The sequence below is a fragment of the Pseudomonas sp. R43(2017) genome (assembly GCF_002112345.1).
Lineage (GTDB): Bacteria > Pseudomonadota > Gammaproteobacteria > Pseudomonadales > Pseudomonadaceae > Aquipseudomonas > Aquipseudomonas kribbensis.
The window spans coordinates 67,910-82,249 of the sequence record NZ_NEHJ01000002.1 but is presented as its reverse complement, the minus strand read 5'-3'; the positions used below and the strand labels follow the sequence as shown (position 1 = coordinate 82,249).

Here is a 14,340-nt window from a genome sequence, read left to right as displayed (position 1 = left end):
GGGCTGATACCCCAGCACTGATGACGGCTTTGCTTAGCCGATCCCCTGTCCTGATTGATTCAAGATGTTTCCAGGAGGAATGGCCAATTAATTGCACTGCCCGAATTACCGGTGCTGACCAGAACTGCCTGCTCAAAGAAGCATGACGCCCGGGACTTAACAACAACAGTCAGGGTGAAGCCTATGAACATCAGTCGACTCGCTCGTTTGACCTTCTGGTTACCCGTCGCGCTGTCAGTCCACAGCGCATGGGCCGCCGACCCCGCCGAAGTCGATCCTCCCGTGCCGGAGGTTCCGTCGCTGCAGTCGTTGCGCGGGATGGTGCCGCCCGATCCGTCCGGGACCGAAGGCGGACGCAAGGTCGATCTGATGACCGACTACGTGCTCAACCGCTCTGCCGCAATCCTGTTGGGCAAGGCGTTGTTCTGGGACATGGAGATCGGCAGCGACGGCGCGACTGCATGCGCCTCCTGCCACTACCATGCCGGCGTCGATCACCGCATCACCAACCAGATCAACCCCGGCCAGGCCAACACCAACGCCAACGTCGCGTCGATTTTCAACAAGCCGTTTGCGGCCTCCGACATTCCCGGTGATGTGGCGACCTACTCAACGTTGTCCGGTGGCAAGGGCGGGCCGAACTACACGCTGAAGAAAACCGACTTTCCGACTCATGTGCTGAGCAATCCGCTGGAGCGCAACTCACCGATCGTTTTCTCGACTGACGATGTGGTCGGTTCCCAAGGCGTGTTCGATGCCAACTTCGTCAAACCCAACCAGCCGCGTTTCGACAAATGCACCCAACAGCCGGACGGCCTGTTTCAGGTCGGCGGCATAAACGTTCGCCGCAGCACCGGACGCAATGCGCCGTCGGTGATCAACGCCGCATTCAACGTGCGCAACTTCTGGGACGGCCGGGCCAACAACGTGTTCAACGGGTTTTCGCCGTTCGGCAATCGCGACCCGGATGCGGGGATCTACGTGACCAGCGAACGCAGCACGGTCGCGACCAAAGTAAGGCTGGCGCTCAACGATGCTTCCGCCGCCTCGCAAGCCGTCGGCCCGCCCGGCAGCCCGGTGGAAATGTCCTGCGGTGGCCGTACTTTTGCCGACATCGGTCGCCGGATGCTCGACACGCTGATGCTCAAGCAGCAGCGGATTTCGTCCAGCGATTCAGTGCTCGGCCCAGTGTCCGGTGCGCGGCGTCCGACCTATCGCGAACTGATCAAGAATGCCTTCCAGCCCCGGTTGTGGAACGCCACGCAAAACGTGTTGGTGGGCGGCGCGCCGTACACCCAGATGGAAGCCAACTTCCCGCTGTTCTTCGGCCTGGCGATCCAGATGTACGAAGCCACGCTGATCTCCGATCAGGCGCCGATCGATGCCTACCTGCAAGGCGACCACACTGCAATGAACGCGCAACAGGTCGAGGGCATGAACCTGTTCCTCGGCAAGGGCAAATGCGTCAATTGCCACGGCGGCGCTGAGCTGACCAATGCCGCCAGCCGTTTGCTGATGCACCCTCGCGAGCGCATCGAACGGATGGTGATGGCTGATAATCTGACCACGCTCTACGACAACGGCTTCTACAACACCGGCGTCCGGCCGACTTCGGAAGATCTGGCTCTCGGTGGCGCGGATGCCTGGGGTAATCCGTGGTCGTTTACCCGCCAGTACAACACGGTGTTGCAGGGCGGAAAATCCGTCGATCCGCTGGATGTCGACGTGTGCACCTTCGAAGCGCCGCTGAGTGCAGCGATTCCGTGCGATGCCACGCTCAAGCCGAATGTCGGGTTCCGCGATTCAGTCGACGGCGCATTCAAGACCCCGACCCTGCGCAACATTGCCCTGACCGGCCCGTACTTCCACAATGGCAGTCGCGCCACGCTCAAGCAGGTCATGGAATTCTACAACCGTGGCGGCGACCGGCGCGGTGAGGATGCCAACAATACCAGCGGCTTCGAGCACCCGGCGGTGAATCAGCACAACACCTCCAACCTCGATCCGGACATGACGGCGCTGAACCTGACGCCTGACGAAATCGACGCGCTGGTGAAATTCATGGAGGTCGGCCTGACCGATCCGCGCGTCGCCTGGGAACGGGCGCCTTTCGATCATCCGTCGCTGGTGATTCCGCAGGGTCATGTCGGTGATGAAAATGCCGTGACCCAGCGCCCGGCCAGTCCGAAAGTCACGACCCGCCAGGCAACGGATGCAGTGCTCAATCTCAAGCCTTATGGCGCTGAAGGCCGGCCGGCGGCGGAGGGACCGTTGCAGCCGTTCTACAACGATCTTTGAGTGGAAATGATCGTCATGGCCATCACGCATGGTGGCCATGACGAAAGTTTCATGCCCGCCAAGGAAAAAACCTTGATTGAAGGCTCAGAAACCGAGGGTTTCGGCCGTTAAAGAGACAACCTGTGATCTGGATCACATTGTGTGTGCTTAACTGGCCACATTGCAGGCACAATGCCATCTCTTTGCCAAGACGGTCGGAGCTTTACCCTTGCCGCGTTCTTCCGCTGTACGTTTCAGTCATTTCATACCTTCACTGCTGTTGTTGCTTGCGGGGTTGGCGGCTGCGTACGTCAAAGACCTCAACGTGTTCTTCACCTCGCTGTTCAACGTGTTGCCAACCCTGGTGCTGTTGCTCGGCGGCTCGTATTGCGCGGTTTACCGACGCCAGCGCGAACTGTTTCTGATGGTCACGGTGTACATCGCCTACTTCCTGCTCGACACCCAGACCGACTACTACCGCGACAATGGCAAGGTCCGCGAAGACGCGGCCGTGGTGTTCCATCTGGTGTGTCTGCTGCTGCCTTTGTTGTTCGGTCTGTTTGCGGCGTGGCAGGAGCGCACGCATCTGTTTCAGGACATGGTGGCGCGGTTCGCCGTGCTGCTGGCGTTTGGCAGCGTGGCGCTGGGGCTTGAGCAAAGTTATCCCCAGGCGTTGCTGATGTGGCTCTCGGAGATCCGCTGGCCGGCCTTGCACGGCGCGTGGATGAGCCTGATCCAGATGTCCTATCCGGTGTTCCTCTCGGCGTTTCTGTTGCTGGCCTGGCAGTATTGGCGCAACCCGCGTCCGCTGCACGCGGCGCAACTGGTGGGGTTGCTCGGGGTGTTCTGGATGTTGCCGAAAACCTTCATCCTGCCGTTCACCCTGAACATCATGTGCAGCCAGGTGATGTTGATGATCGCTGCTGCGGTAGCGCACGAGGCTTATCAAATGGCCTTCCGTGACGAGCTCACCGGTCTGCCGGGCCGTCGCGCACTCAACGAACGGATGCAGCGGCTGGGTCGCAACTACGTGCTGGCGATGAGCGACGTCGATCACTTCAAGAAATTCAACGACACCCATGGTCACGACGTGGGTGACCAGGTCTTGCGACTGGTCGCCAGCAAGCTGTCCAAAATCAGCGGTGGCGGTAGGGCGTATCGCTACGGTGGCGAGGAATTCGCCCTGGTGTTTGCAGGCAAGACCCTTGAAGAGTGCATGCCGCACCTGGAAGTCATCCGCGAGTCGATTGCGTCCTACAACATCCAGCTGCGCAATCAGGAAAACCGCCCGCAGGATGATCAACAGGGGCGTCAGCGTCGCAGTGGCTCCGGTGCATCCAGCGTGTCGGTCACCGTCAGTATCGGTGTCGCCGAGCGAGTGGAGCAGCGCAACCCGGAGCAGGTTCTCAAGTCCGCCGACGAGGCGCTCTACGCCGCCAAGGGCGCGGGCCGCAACTGCGTGATGGCGTTCGGTCAGAACCGCCGTGGCGCAGTGCGCACGGACAGCGCCGCAGGTTGAGTGATGACGGCGCATTCAGCGTCTGGACAGTGATTGTGGGGCAGGGTGGCCGGCAGTAGGTTGAAACGATCTGCTGACGGAGAAGCCACCATGCCCGAGTACAAAGCTCCCCTGCGCGACATGCGCTTTCTGATCGACCACGTCTTCGACTTCCACACCCAGTACGCGGCCCTCGGCGCCCACGACGCCAGCCCGGACATGGTCAACGCGATCCTCGACGAGGGCGCGAAGTTCTGTGAGAACGTTCTGGCACCGCTCAATCGCAGCGGCGACGAAGAAGGCTGCCATTTCGACAACGGCGTGGTGACAACGCCTACAGGCTTCAAGCAAGCCTTCGCACAATACGTGGAAGGCGGCTGGCACGGTCTGGCGGCAGATCCTGCCTACGGCGGCCAGGGCCTGCCGAGTTCGCTGGGGCTGGTGATCAGCGAAATGGTCGCGTCCAGCAACACCTCCTGGGGCATGTACCCGGGCCTGACCCACGGCGCCATGTCGGCGATCCACGCCCACGGCACCGAGGAACAGAAAAACACCTATCTGCGCAAACTCACCGCCGGTCAGTGGACCGGCACCATGTGCCTGACCGAAGCCCATTGCGGCACCGATCTGGGCATCATCAAGACCCGCGCCGTGCCCCGGGCCGACGGCAGTTATGCAGTCACCGGCAGCAAGATTTTCATCTCCGCCGGCGAGCACGACATGAGCGACAACATCATTCATCTGGTGCTGGCCAAACTGCCGGACGCCCCGGCCGGGACCAAGGGGATATCGCTGTTCATCGTGCCGAAATTCCTGCCCGATGCAGCCGGCGAGGCAGGCGAGCGCAACGGCGTTTCCTGCGGTTCTATCGAACACAAGATGGGCATCAAGGCCTCGGCCACCTGCGTGCTGAACTTCGATGACGCCAAAGGCTTCCTGATCGGCGAACCGAACAAGGGCCTCAACTGCATGTTCACCATGATGAACCACGCGCGCCTCGGCACCGGGATGCAGGGTCTGTGTCTGGGCGAGGCGAGTTTCCAGGGCGCAATCAAATATGCCAACGACCGCTTGCAGATGCGCGCCCTGACCGGCGCCAAAGCTCCGGACAAACCGGCGGATCCGATCATCGTCCACCCGGACGTGCGGCGCATGCTGCTGACCATGAAAGCGTTCAACGAGGGCAACCGCGCACTGACTTACTTCACCGCGCAGATGCTCGATGTCGCGCACCTGAGCCCGGACGCCGAGGCGCGTCAGGAGGCCGAAGACCTGTTGGCGTTTTTGACGCCGATCTGCAAGGCGTTCATGACCGACACCGGGCTGGAGGTGACCAACCACGGCATGCAGGTGTTCGGTGGCCACGGTTTCATCCGTGAGTGGGGTATGGAACAACTGGTTCGCGACTGCCGCATTGCGCCAATCTACGAGGGTACCAACGGCATTCAGGCGCTGGATCTGCTGGGGCGCAAAGTCCTTGGCAGCCAGGGCAAGCTGCTGCGCAACTTCACCAAGATCGTCCACAAGTTCTGCGCCGCCAACGCCGGGCATGCGCAATTGGGCGGGTTTGTGGCGCAGCTCGATGGCCTCAATCAGCAGTGGGGCGAACTGACCATGCAGGTCGGCATGGCAGCGATGAAGAATCCGGATGAAGTCGGCGCCGCGTCGGTGGATTACCTGATGTACAGCGGTTACATCGTCCTCGGCTATTTGTGGCTGCGTATGGCGCTGGTCGCCCAGGCGCAGTTGGAGTCGGGCGAGGGTGATGGCGATTTCTGCCAGGGCAAACTGGCGACGTGCGAGTTCTACTTCAAACGGTTGTTGCCACGTACTGCTGCGCACCGTGCGGCGATCGAGGCAGGCAGTGATTGCCTGATGAAACTGCCGGCGCAATTGTTCTCGATGTAACACGCCACTGTTAAACAAAAGAGCCCGCTGATTGCGGGCTTCTTTTTGGGTACAAGTCGGTGACTAAAAATAACAAAGCAGTCATGGCCTGACCCTATGTGTCGCAAAAGTTGTTGGGTTACACTCAGCTCAACGAAATCACCCTTCCACGAATCACCTGTTTAGATCTTTGCGAGGTTTGCCATGGCTGACTACAAAGCGCCGCTGCGCGATATGCGCTTCGTCCTCAATGAAGTGTTCGAAGTCGCCAAACTCTGGGCCGAACTGCCGGCCCTGGCCGAGACCGTCGACGCGGAAACCGTTGAAGCCATTCTCGAAGAGGCCGGCAAGGTCACCAGCAAAAGCATCGCGCCCCTGAGCCGTGCGGCCGACGAAGAAGGCTGCCACTGGGCCGACGGTGCCGTCACCACCCCGGCCGGTTTCCCACAGGCCTATCAGACTTATGCCGAAGGCGGCTGGGTCGGGGTTGGCGGTGATCCGGAATACGGCGGCATGGGCATGCCCAAAGCCGTGTCGGCTCAAGTCGAGGAAATGGTCAACTCCGCCAGCCTGTCCTTCGGTCTGTACCCGATGCTGACCGCCGGCGCCTGCCTGTCGATCAACGCCCACGCCAGCGAAGAGCTGAAAGCCGCGTACCTGCCGAACATGTACGCCGGCGTCTGGGCCGGTTCCATGTGCCTGACCGAACCGCATGCCGGCACCGACCTGGGCATCATCCGCACCAAGGCCGAGCCTCAGGCCGACGGTTCCTACAAGGTCAGCGGCACCAAGATCTTCATCACCGGCGGTGAGCACGACCTGACCGAAAACATCATCCACCTGGTGCTGGCCAAACTGCCGGACGCACCGGCGGGCCCGAAAGGCATTTCGCTGTTCCTGGTGCCGAAGTTCATGGTCAATGCCGATGGTAGCCTGGGTGCGCGCAACCCGGCGAACTGCGGTTCGATCGAACACAAGATGGGCATCCAGGCTTCGGCCACCTGCGTGATGAACTTCGACGAAGCCGTGGGTTACCTGGTCGGCGAGCCGAACAAAGGCCTGGCCGCAATGTTCACCATGATGAACTACGAGCGTCTGGGCGTCGGTATCCAGGGCCTGGCCACTGGCGAGCGTTCCTACCAGAACGCCCTCGAATACGCCCGCGATCGTCTGCAAAGCCGTTCGCCGACCGGCGCGCAGAACAAGGACAAGGTCGCCGATCCGATCATCGTCCACCCGGACGTGCGTCGCATGCTGCTGACCATGAAAGCCTCGAACGAAGGTGGTCGTGCGTTCTCCACCTACGTGGCGATGCAGCTCGATACCGCCAAGTTCAGCGAGGACGCAGCGACCCGCAAGCGTGCGGAAGATCTGGTTGCCTTGCTGACGCCAGTAGCCAAGGCGTTTCTGACCGATCTGGGTCTGGAAACCACGGTCCACGGCCAGCAGATTTTTGGCGGTCACGGCTACATCCGTGAGTGGGGCCAGGAGCAACTGGTACGTGACGTGCGCATCACCCAGATTTACGAAGGCACCAACGGCATCCAGGCGCTGGACCTGGTGGGTCGCAAGATCGTCGGCAGCGGCGGCGCATTCTACAAGTTGTTCGCCGACGAGATCCGCCATTTCACCGCGACTGCCAGTGCTGATCTGGGCGAGTTCACCAAGCCGCTGAATGACGCCGTCGACAACCTCGACGAGCTGACCTCGTGGCTGCTGGACCGGGCGAAAACCAACCCGAACGAAATCGGTGCGGCGTCGGTCGAGTATCTGCAAGCCTTCGGCTACACCGCTTACGCCTACATGTGGGCGTTGATGGCCAAGGCATCGCTGGGCAAAGAAGCGCAAGACGACTTCTACGCGAGCAAGCTCGGCACCGCGCGGTTCTACTTCGCCCGTCTGCTGCCGCGGATTCACTCGTTGAGCGCGTCGGTGAAGGCTGGCAGCGAGTCGCTGTTCCTGCTGGATGCTGCGCAGTTCTGATGATGTAACGTCATGTAAGCGATCTCTTACATGACGTACTGCTGTTCTCCCATAGGCGTAGATTGGATCCAGAGCTAATCTACTTTCCATGGACGTCGCGCAGGAAGCGCAAAGCAACAACACGGACACGTAAGGATTCTGCCAGGGTGGCGGAGTGAAATGGATGTCAGGGAAACAGTCTGCAAAGCCCCGCTTCGGCGGGGTTTTCTTATGCCCGCAGAAAAGTTTTCAGCTCAGCGAATCCAGACCTGGCGCAGCTTTGAGCGGTTTTTCCTCGCGCTGCATCACTTCCTCCAGCAACGTGCGCAGCAAGGCCAATGACGCCTGCTGACGCTGCACATCGCGACACACCAGACCCACCTTTAGCGGCACCCGGGGCTCACTGATCGGTTTCCACAGCAAGTCCTGATCGTCGTACTCCTTCTGTGAGCGCCCCGGCAGCACCGTCGCCAGCCGTGTGTGCGGCAGGCTGTCGAGAATCCCCACCATGTTGTTCAGTTCTGCCTGTACTTGCGGGCGGCGCCCGAGGCTCGCCAGTTGCGCCTGCCAGATCTGGCGGATCTGAAATTCCTCGCCCAGCAGCAACATGGGCAATTCTGCAGCCTGGCTCATCGAGACTTTCTTGAATTCGCGCAACGGATGATCTGCCGGGATGACCAGTGTCAGTTCATCTTCGTACAGCATCACGCCGTGCAGCCCCGGCTGGCGGGGCGGCAGATAGCTGATGCCGATGTCCAGCGAACCGTTGAGCAGGCGCCGCTCGATCTCCAGTCCCGTCAGTTCATAAATCTGTACCACCAGATGCGGCTGGGCCTTGCGCACCCGCTCAAGCATTTGCGGCACCAGGCTGGTGTGCACGGTTTGCAGTACGCCGATCGCCAGCGTACGCAGCGCCTGCCCCTTGAAGTTGCCCAGCGCCTCGCGGGCGCGCTGCATGCCGTCGAGCAATGGCAGCGCGTGGTTGTACAGCGTATGGGCGGCGAGGGTCGGCAGCAGGCGTTTGCTGCTGCGCTCGAACAGGGTGACGTCGAGGTTCTGTTCCAGATGGCGGATCTGCTGGGACAACGCGGGTTGAGAGATCGACAGGCGCTCGGCGGCACGCCCGACATGGCCTTCTTCGTAGACCGCGACGAAATAACGCAGTTGTTTGAAATCCATAAGTGATACTTATCGAAAATGCTGGGAAATCGAAATGGCTCGGCGCCCTGAAGACGCCTAGTCTAACCGCATTCACAAGGCTTACAGGGCCGGAAAGCGCAATGACCAGCGTTTGCTTCGAAAGTGTTTACATAGGCAGTTCAAAAAATCTCGATCGAGGTTTTTTTCAATGAATCTGTTCAGCTTGCGGCGCCAGGCGCCGAGTCTCGATGACCTGGCTTTTAGCTCCCCTGAGTCGGTTGCCGCTGATGACCTGAATGCCGAGCGGCTGATGCCCAGCGTCGAGCGCCCGCAGCAGGTTTTCGTTCGCGGCCAGGGTTCCTGGTTGTGGGACAGCAATGACCGCGCCTACCTGGACTTTTCCCAGGCCGGCGGCGCCAACAGCCTCGGCCACAGCCCTTCGGCGCTGGTCAAAGCCATCGCCAGCCAGGCCCAGGCCCTGATCAATCCCGGATTCAATCTGCACAACCGCGGCATGCTCAGCCTCGCCGAGCGTTTGTGTGCCAGCACTTCCAGCGATCAGGCGTATCTGCTCAACAGTGGCAGCGAAGCCTGTGAAGCCGCGATCAAACTGGCGCGCAAATGGGGCCAGCTGTATCGCGGCGGCGCCTCGCGGATCATTGTCGCCAGACAAGGCTGTCACGGACGTAGTCTGGCGACGATTTCGGCGTCGGACAGTTGCAACCTGCACAATCGCTTCGCCCCGCTGCTGCCGGGCTTCGATCTGGTGCCATTCAACGACCTGCCGGCGCTGCATGCAGCCGTCGATGCGCAGACCGTGGCGATCATGCTCGAACCGATCCAGAGCGATGCCGGTGTCATTCCAGCGACCGAGCATTACCTCAAGGGTGTCGAGCGCCTGTGCCGTGAACTGGGAATTCTGTTGATCCTCGACGAAGTGCAGACCGGCATCGGCCGCTGTGGCACCTTGCTCGCCGAACAATCCTACGGCGTGCGCGCCGATATCGTCGTACTCGGCAAGGGCCTTGGCGGTGGCGTTCCACTGGCTGCGCTGCTGGCGCGAGGCAAGGCTTGCTGTTTCGACTCAGGCGAATTGGGCGGCACTCATCACGGCAATGCGCTGATGACCGCCGCCGGCCTGGTAGTGCTCGACAGCGTGCAGGACCGCGCATTCCTCGAACAGATCCGGGACAACGGCCAGCATCTGCGCGAAGGGCTCGCCCGTCTGGCCCATCGTTATGAACATGGCGAGTTACGGGGGCAAGGACTGTTCTGGGGACTGACCCTGTCGGAAGACTCCGCTGAGGCCGTCGTCAAAGCCGCGCTTCATGAAGGCTTGCTGCTCAACGCCCCACAAGCCAACTGCCTGCGCTTCACCCCGGCACTCACCGTCAGCAAGGCCAACATCGACGAAATGCTCCTGCGCCTGGCTCGCGCCTTCTCCCGGGTACGCACGGCGCAACTGCAATGCCGAAAAGGGATTGCCGTCTGAGCTGAAGTTTCCCACCCGAATTCAAGAACCGTCTCGCGGTATAACGCACGCCCCACGCCTGATTCTTTTGGCGTGGGGCGTTTTTTTGTGGCCGGGTTTTGCGAGCGCGGTTTAGTGCTTGAGGATTGGCAACTGCGGTGTTTCTTTAGTGGGCCTCGGCAAGGATTGCCGAGGCCAGCAGACCAACATTGTCGAAAGACGGGCTTTGTAATCTATACCACTGAGTGGTATGTTTTTTGGAAGGGATACCGATGTCGTTCAGGTTGTTCAAGACAAAAGGTTTTGCGATACAAGCCAGCAAAGCATGGATCACCGACGAAGAGCTCCGCGAGGCTTTTGCCGAGATGCTTGATGGTCAAGCGGTCAATCTGGGAGGCGGAGTCTGGAAGAAGCGCCTGAACGAAAACCGTCACCGCTCGATTGTTTTGGCCAAAGGCGGGCACTACTGGGTTTATCAGGTGCTGTTCGCCAAAAAGGATCGGAGCAACATCAATTCTGCGGAGCTGAAGGAGCTGCGCAAACTGGCGAAAGCCTATGCGCAACTTACCGAAGAGCAGATTCAAGGCTTGTTGGTCATGAAGGCGTTTGTGGAGATAACTCATGAGTAAAAAATTCAAAAGTGACGTGTTTGAATCCGTTCACGAGTCGGCCAATGCCCTGTATGCAGTCGGCGCGATCAGCAAGGCAACGATGCGTGAGTTTGATGAGTCGTGTCTTGCAGCGGTTCCCGATGCGATCCCGGCGGAACAGATCAAGGCACTGCGCGAGCGCAACAACGTCAGTCAGCCAGTGTTCGCTCGTTATTTGAACACCAGTGCGTCGACCGTCAAGCAATGGGAATCAGGAGAAAAGCACCCAAGCGGCATGGCCTTGAAGCTGCTCAGTATCGTGCAGAAACATGGTCTGAAAATTCTGGCTTAAGTGTAATAGCACTGAACCCTGACAAACGGCACAGGTCGATTAGCTTGTATGGCTCAGTCGAGCCAGCCCCCAATCAGGAGCAGCCCCATGGACTTCATCCGCATCATCATCGCCATTATCTTGCCGCCGCTGGGTGTGTTTCTGCAGGTCGGGTTCGGCGGCGCGTTCTGGCTGAATATTCTGCTGACGCTGTGCGGCTACATCCCGGGGATCGTGCACGCGGTGTACATCATCGCCAAGCGCTGAGTTTCAATCCGCCAGGCCCATCACTCGCCGATAGAAGCGCCATTCCTGCTCCAGCGCGTGGGCCTGATTGACGGCCCGGCGGAAGCCGTGGCGTTCGTCGGCGTAGTAATGCGCCTCGACCTCGATGCCGTTGTGCTCCAGGGCCGCGACCATGTCGCGGGTCTGTTGCGGTACGACCACGGCATCCAGTTCACCTTGAAAGAAAATCACCGGCACGCGAATGTTGCCGGCGTGCAGCAACGGTGTGCGGGCGGCATAGCGTTCGGCGTCTTGCTCGGGATCGCCGATCAGCCAGTCCAGGTAATCGCCTTCGAATTTGTGTGTCGCGCGGCCCAAGGCTACCGGGTCGCTGACGCCGTACAGGCTGGCGCCGGCGCGGAACACTTGATGGAACGCCAGTGCGCACAGCGTCGTGTAACCGCCGGCGCTGCCGCCGCGGATAAACGCACGCTCTCCATCGATCATGCCGCGATCATTCAGGTAAGCGACGACCGCACAGGCATCCTCGACATCCACCGCGCCCCAGCTCAGATGCAACGCCTGCCGATATTCCCGGCCGTAGCCGCTGCTGCCGCGGTAGTTGAGGTCGGCGACAGCGAAGCCGCGTTGCGTCCAGTACTGGACGCGCGGGTCGAGCATCGGGTAGCACGCTGAAGTCGGGCCGCCGTGAATGAACACCACCAGAGGCGGTTTCTCATCGCCACTCGTGGCCGGGTAAAAGAAGCCGTGCGCTTCACCTGAACCGCTAGGGTAACGCAGGGTCTGCGGTCGGCTGATGCGCTCGGGGGGCAACGGTGCGACGCCTCCGGCCAGCACTTTCACTTCACGCGACTCGCAATCAATGGCGAGTACTGCTGAAGGGCTGATCGGTGAAGCGGCGATGCAGTAAATGAATTGATCATCGACCGCCAGATGACGGAAGCGACTGTAGTCGCCGGTGAAGTCTTCATCGTTGAGTGCCAGACGACCGAAACCGCCTTCGCTCCAACTTGCCAAATAGCCTTCGCCGATGGGCAGCCAGGTGCAGCCGCCGAGTTGCCACGGCGCTGGTGCGTGATCGGCTTCGGCACAGGGCAGCATTCGCAAACCGTCTGCGGACTCGATCCACGGCTGCCAATATCCGCCACGATCAGTCAGGCAGCCCAGTCGGCCACTGGCATCGAAGCGCGGTTGCTGGATCGACTCTTCAAGCGTGTCACCGGCCACGCAACGTGGGGCAGAAAGTCCATTACCTGTGCGCTCGGCGAGCATCAAACGGGTGGACGTCCAGGGCTGATGCGGGCGGCTCCACTCGATCCACGCCAGGCGCTGACCATTCGGGCTGATGATCGGCGACGCATAAAAGTCTGCGCCTTCAACCAGCATGTGGCGGGTGCCAGTCACCAGATCGATGGCCACCAGATGATGGCGATCACCGTTCTCTTCAACGGCCAGCACTTGACCGCCGGCAAAATGCAGATCGCCATACCGACACTCGCTCGACGTCAACGCCTCAGGCTCGCCATCCAGCGTCTGGCGATACAGCTGCTGATCCGCCTCGTTGACGAAAACCACGCCATCCGGCGTCAGACAAAACGCCCCACCGCCATATTCATACACCCGGCTGCGCACGCTGAATCCCGCAGGTGTCAGACATTTCGCCACGCCATCGCGCCAGTGCCAGATCCGGCACGCGGCGTCCGCAGGGCGGTATTCATTCCAGAACAGACCCTGTGCGCCGAGCTGCAATTCGGCGAAATCCACGCCGGCAGCAACCGCGGCAATGGCGCTGAAAGGCTCAGCCTTTGGCGATGAGGCGCGAGTTTCGTTCATTGCGAAAGGCCAGTTGTTCGATGGTCTGGGTGGCGTGCTCGGCTTCTTCGCGGGCCTTGAGGATCACGCCGTGATGTTCGGACTTGCTGCACACCGGGTCGGCATTGCTGGCATCGCCGGTGAGCATGAAGGCCTGGCAGCGGCAGCCGCCGAAGTCCTGTTCTTTCTCGTCACAGGAGCGACACGGCTCGGGCATCCAGTCATAACCGCGAAAGCGGTTGAAGCCGAACGAGTCGTACCAGATGTGCTGCATGCTGTGGTCGCGCACATTGGGAAATTGTACCGGCAGCTGTCGGGCGCCATGACAGGGCAGGGCGGTGCCGTCCGGGGTGACCGTCAGAAACAGGCTGCCCCAGCCGTTCATGCAGGCTTTCGGGCGCTCTTCGTAATAGTCCGGGGTGACGAAAATCAGTTTGCACGGATGCCCTTCGGCTTCCAGCTTGGCGCGGTATTCGTTGGTGATGCGTTCGGCGCGGACCAGTTGCTCTTTGGTCGGCAACAGGCCGACACGATTGAGCTGCGCCCAGCCGTAGAACTGGCAGGTGGCGAGTTCGACGAAGTCGGCCTCCAGCGCGATGCACAGCTCGATGATGCGGTCGATCTTGTCGATGTTGTGCCGATGGGTGACGAAGTTCAGCACCATCGGATAGCCGTGGGCCTTCACGGCGCGGGCCATTTCGAGTTTCTGCGCAAAGGCTTTTTTCGAGCCCGCGAGCAGGTTATTCACTTGCTCATCGCTGGCCTGGAAACTGATCTGGATGTGATCGAGCCCGGCCTTCTTGAAGTCGCTGATCTTCTGTTCGGTCAAGCCGATGCCGGAAGTGATCAGGTTGGTGTAGAAACCCAACTGGCGCGCTTCACGGATCAGCTCGGCAAGGTCCTGGCGCACCAGTGGTTCGCCCCCGGAAAAGCCCAGTTGTGCCGCGCCCATCTCCCGCGCTTCGCGGAACACCTTGATCCATTGCTCGGTGCTCAGCTCTTTGCCCTGCTCGGCGAAATCCAGCGGATTGGAGCAGTACGGGCATTGCAGCGGGCAGCGGTAGGTCAGCTCGGCGAGCAGCCACAGCGGCAGGCCGATTTCCGGTTTGGCCGGGACTTGCACCGA

The 14,340-nt window shown here is 60.6% G+C and carries 11 protein-coding genes; 8 read left to right on the top strand and 3 right to left on the bottom strand.

Annotated elements, in window-relative coordinates; all coding sequences use genetic code 11:
• Nucleotides 1–183: 183 nt before the first annotated feature.
• The 4 genes from CAG02_RS04910 to CAG02_RS04895 all read left to right on the top strand — a co-directional run bounded on the left by CAG02_RS04910 (nt 184) and on the right by CAG02_RS04895 (nt 7,645).
• The gene (locus CAG02_RS04910) at nt 184–2,298 is read left to right on the top strand and encodes a cytochrome-c peroxidase (protein WP_085709194.1); all 2,115 of its coding nucleotides are present in this window, start codon (nt 184–186) and stop codon (nt 2,296–2,298) included.
• Nucleotides 2,299–2,506: 208 nt separating this feature from the next.
• Complete coding sequence (locus CAG02_RS04905) at nt 2,507–3,796, top strand: GGDEF domain-containing protein (RefSeq protein ID WP_085709195.1); 1,290 nt, start codon at nt 2,507–2,509, stop codon at nt 3,794–3,796.
• A gap of 90 nt (nt 3,797–3,886) precedes the next feature.
• Nucleotides 3,887–5,683: an acyl-CoA dehydrogenase C-terminal domain-containing protein gene (locus CAG02_RS04900; RefSeq protein ID WP_085709196.1), complete on the top strand. Its 1,797-nt coding sequence runs from the start codon at nt 3,887–3,889 to the stop codon at nt 5,681–5,683.
• Nucleotides 5,684–5,866: 183 nt separating this feature from the next.
• On the top strand, nt 5,867–7,645 hold the full coding sequence (locus CAG02_RS04895; protein ID WP_085709197.1) for an acyl-CoA dehydrogenase C-terminal domain-containing protein: 1,779 nt from the start codon (nt 5,867–5,869) through the stop codon (nt 7,643–7,645).
• Nucleotides 7,646–7,873: 228 nt separating this feature from the next.
• On the opposite strand, the gene CAG02_RS04890 is transcribed toward CAG02_RS04895, so the two are convergent.
• Entirely contained in the window at nt 7,874–8,803 is a 930-nt protein-coding gene (locus tag CAG02_RS04890; protein WP_085709198.1) for a LysR family transcriptional regulator, read from the bottom strand.
• A gap of 169 nt (nt 8,804–8,972) precedes the next feature.
• On the opposite strand from CAG02_RS04890, the gene CAG02_RS04885 reads away from it, so the two are divergent.
• The 4 genes from CAG02_RS04885 to CAG02_RS04870 all read left to right on the top strand — a co-directional run bounded on the left by CAG02_RS04885 (nt 8,973) and on the right by CAG02_RS04870 (nt 11,423).
• Nucleotides 8,973–10,256 carry an aspartate aminotransferase family protein gene (locus CAG02_RS04885; RefSeq protein ID WP_085709199.1) on the top strand — a complete coding sequence of 428 codons (1,284 nt, stop codon included), beginning with the start codon at nt 8,973–8,975 and terminating at the stop codon, nt 10,254–10,256.
• 251 nt (nt 10,257–10,507) lie between these two features.
• Nucleotides 10,508–10,864, top strand: coding sequence for a type II toxin-antitoxin system RelE/ParE family toxin (locus tag CAG02_RS04880; RefSeq protein ID WP_085709200.1), 357 nt, complete (start codon nt 10,508–10,510; stop codon nt 10,862–10,864).
• A complete protein-coding gene (locus tag CAG02_RS04875) occupies nt 10,857–11,177 on the top strand; it encodes a DNA-binding transcriptional regulator (protein WP_085709201.1) in 321 nt (106 codons plus the stop codon). The genes CAG02_RS04880 and CAG02_RS04875 overlap by 8 nt, the downstream gene beginning before the upstream one ends.
• Before the next feature lie 87 nt (nt 11,178–11,264).
• A complete protein-coding gene (locus tag CAG02_RS04870; RefSeq protein ID WP_065259115.1) occupies nt 11,265–11,423 on the top strand; it encodes a YqaE/Pmp3 family membrane protein in 159 nt (52 codons plus the stop codon).
• A gap of 3 nt (nt 11,424–11,426) precedes the next feature.
• Here CAG02_RS04870 and CAG02_RS04865 read toward each other — a convergent pair whose 3' ends face one another.
• Together CAG02_RS04865 and pqqE are read right to left on the bottom strand one after the other, a co-directional pair.
• Nucleotides 11,427–13,235 carry a S9 family peptidase gene (locus tag CAG02_RS04865; RefSeq protein WP_085709202.1) on the bottom strand — a complete coding sequence of 603 codons (1,809 nt, stop codon included), beginning with the start codon at nt 13,233–13,235 and terminating at the stop codon, nt 11,427–11,429.
• Nucleotides 13,201–14,337 (bottom strand): pyrroloquinoline quinone biosynthesis protein PqqE, encoded by a 1,137-nt coding sequence (pqqE, locus tag CAG02_RS04860; protein WP_371807421.1) that lies wholly within the window; start codon nt 14,335–14,337, stop codon nt 13,201–13,203. Before pqqE ends, CAG02_RS04865 begins: the two co-directional genes overlap by 35 nt.
• Nucleotides 14,338–14,340: the final 3 nt, after the last annotated feature.

Bases quoted from the DNA above. Each gene is read 5' to 3' on its own strand.
- CAG02_RS04910 (WP_085709194.1), top strand. From the start codon at position 184: ATGAACATCAGTCGACTCGCTCGTTTGACCTTCTGGTTACCCGTCGCG.
- CAG02_RS04900 (WP_085709196.1), top strand. From the start codon at position 3,887: ATGCCCGAGTACAAAGCTCCCCTGCGCGACATGCGCTTTCTGATCGAC.
- CAG02_RS04895 (WP_085709197.1), top strand. From the start codon at position 5,867: ATGGCTGACTACAAAGCGCCGCTGCGCGATATGCGCTTCGTCCTCAAT.
- CAG02_RS04890 (WP_085709198.1), bottom strand. From the start codon at position 8,803: ATGGATTTCAAACAACTGCGTTATTTCGTCGCGGTCTACGAAGAAGGC.
- CAG02_RS04885 (WP_085709199.1), top strand. From the start codon at position 8,973: ATGAATCTGTTCAGCTTGCGGCGCCAGGCGCCGAGTCTCGATGACCTG.
- CAG02_RS04880 (WP_085709200.1), top strand. From the start codon at position 10,508: ATGTCGTTCAGGTTGTTCAAGACAAAAGGTTTTGCGATACAAGCCAGC.
- CAG02_RS04875 (WP_085709201.1), top strand. From the start codon at position 10,857: ATGAGTAAAAAATTCAAAAGTGACGTGTTTGAATCCGTTCACGAGTCG.
- CAG02_RS04870 (WP_065259115.1), top strand. From the start codon at position 11,265: ATGGACTTCATCCGCATCATCATCGCCATTATCTTGCCGCCGCTGGGT.
- CAG02_RS04865 (WP_085709202.1), bottom strand. From the start codon at position 13,235: ATGAACGAAACTCGCGCCTCATCGCCAAAGGCTGAGCCTTTCAGCGCC.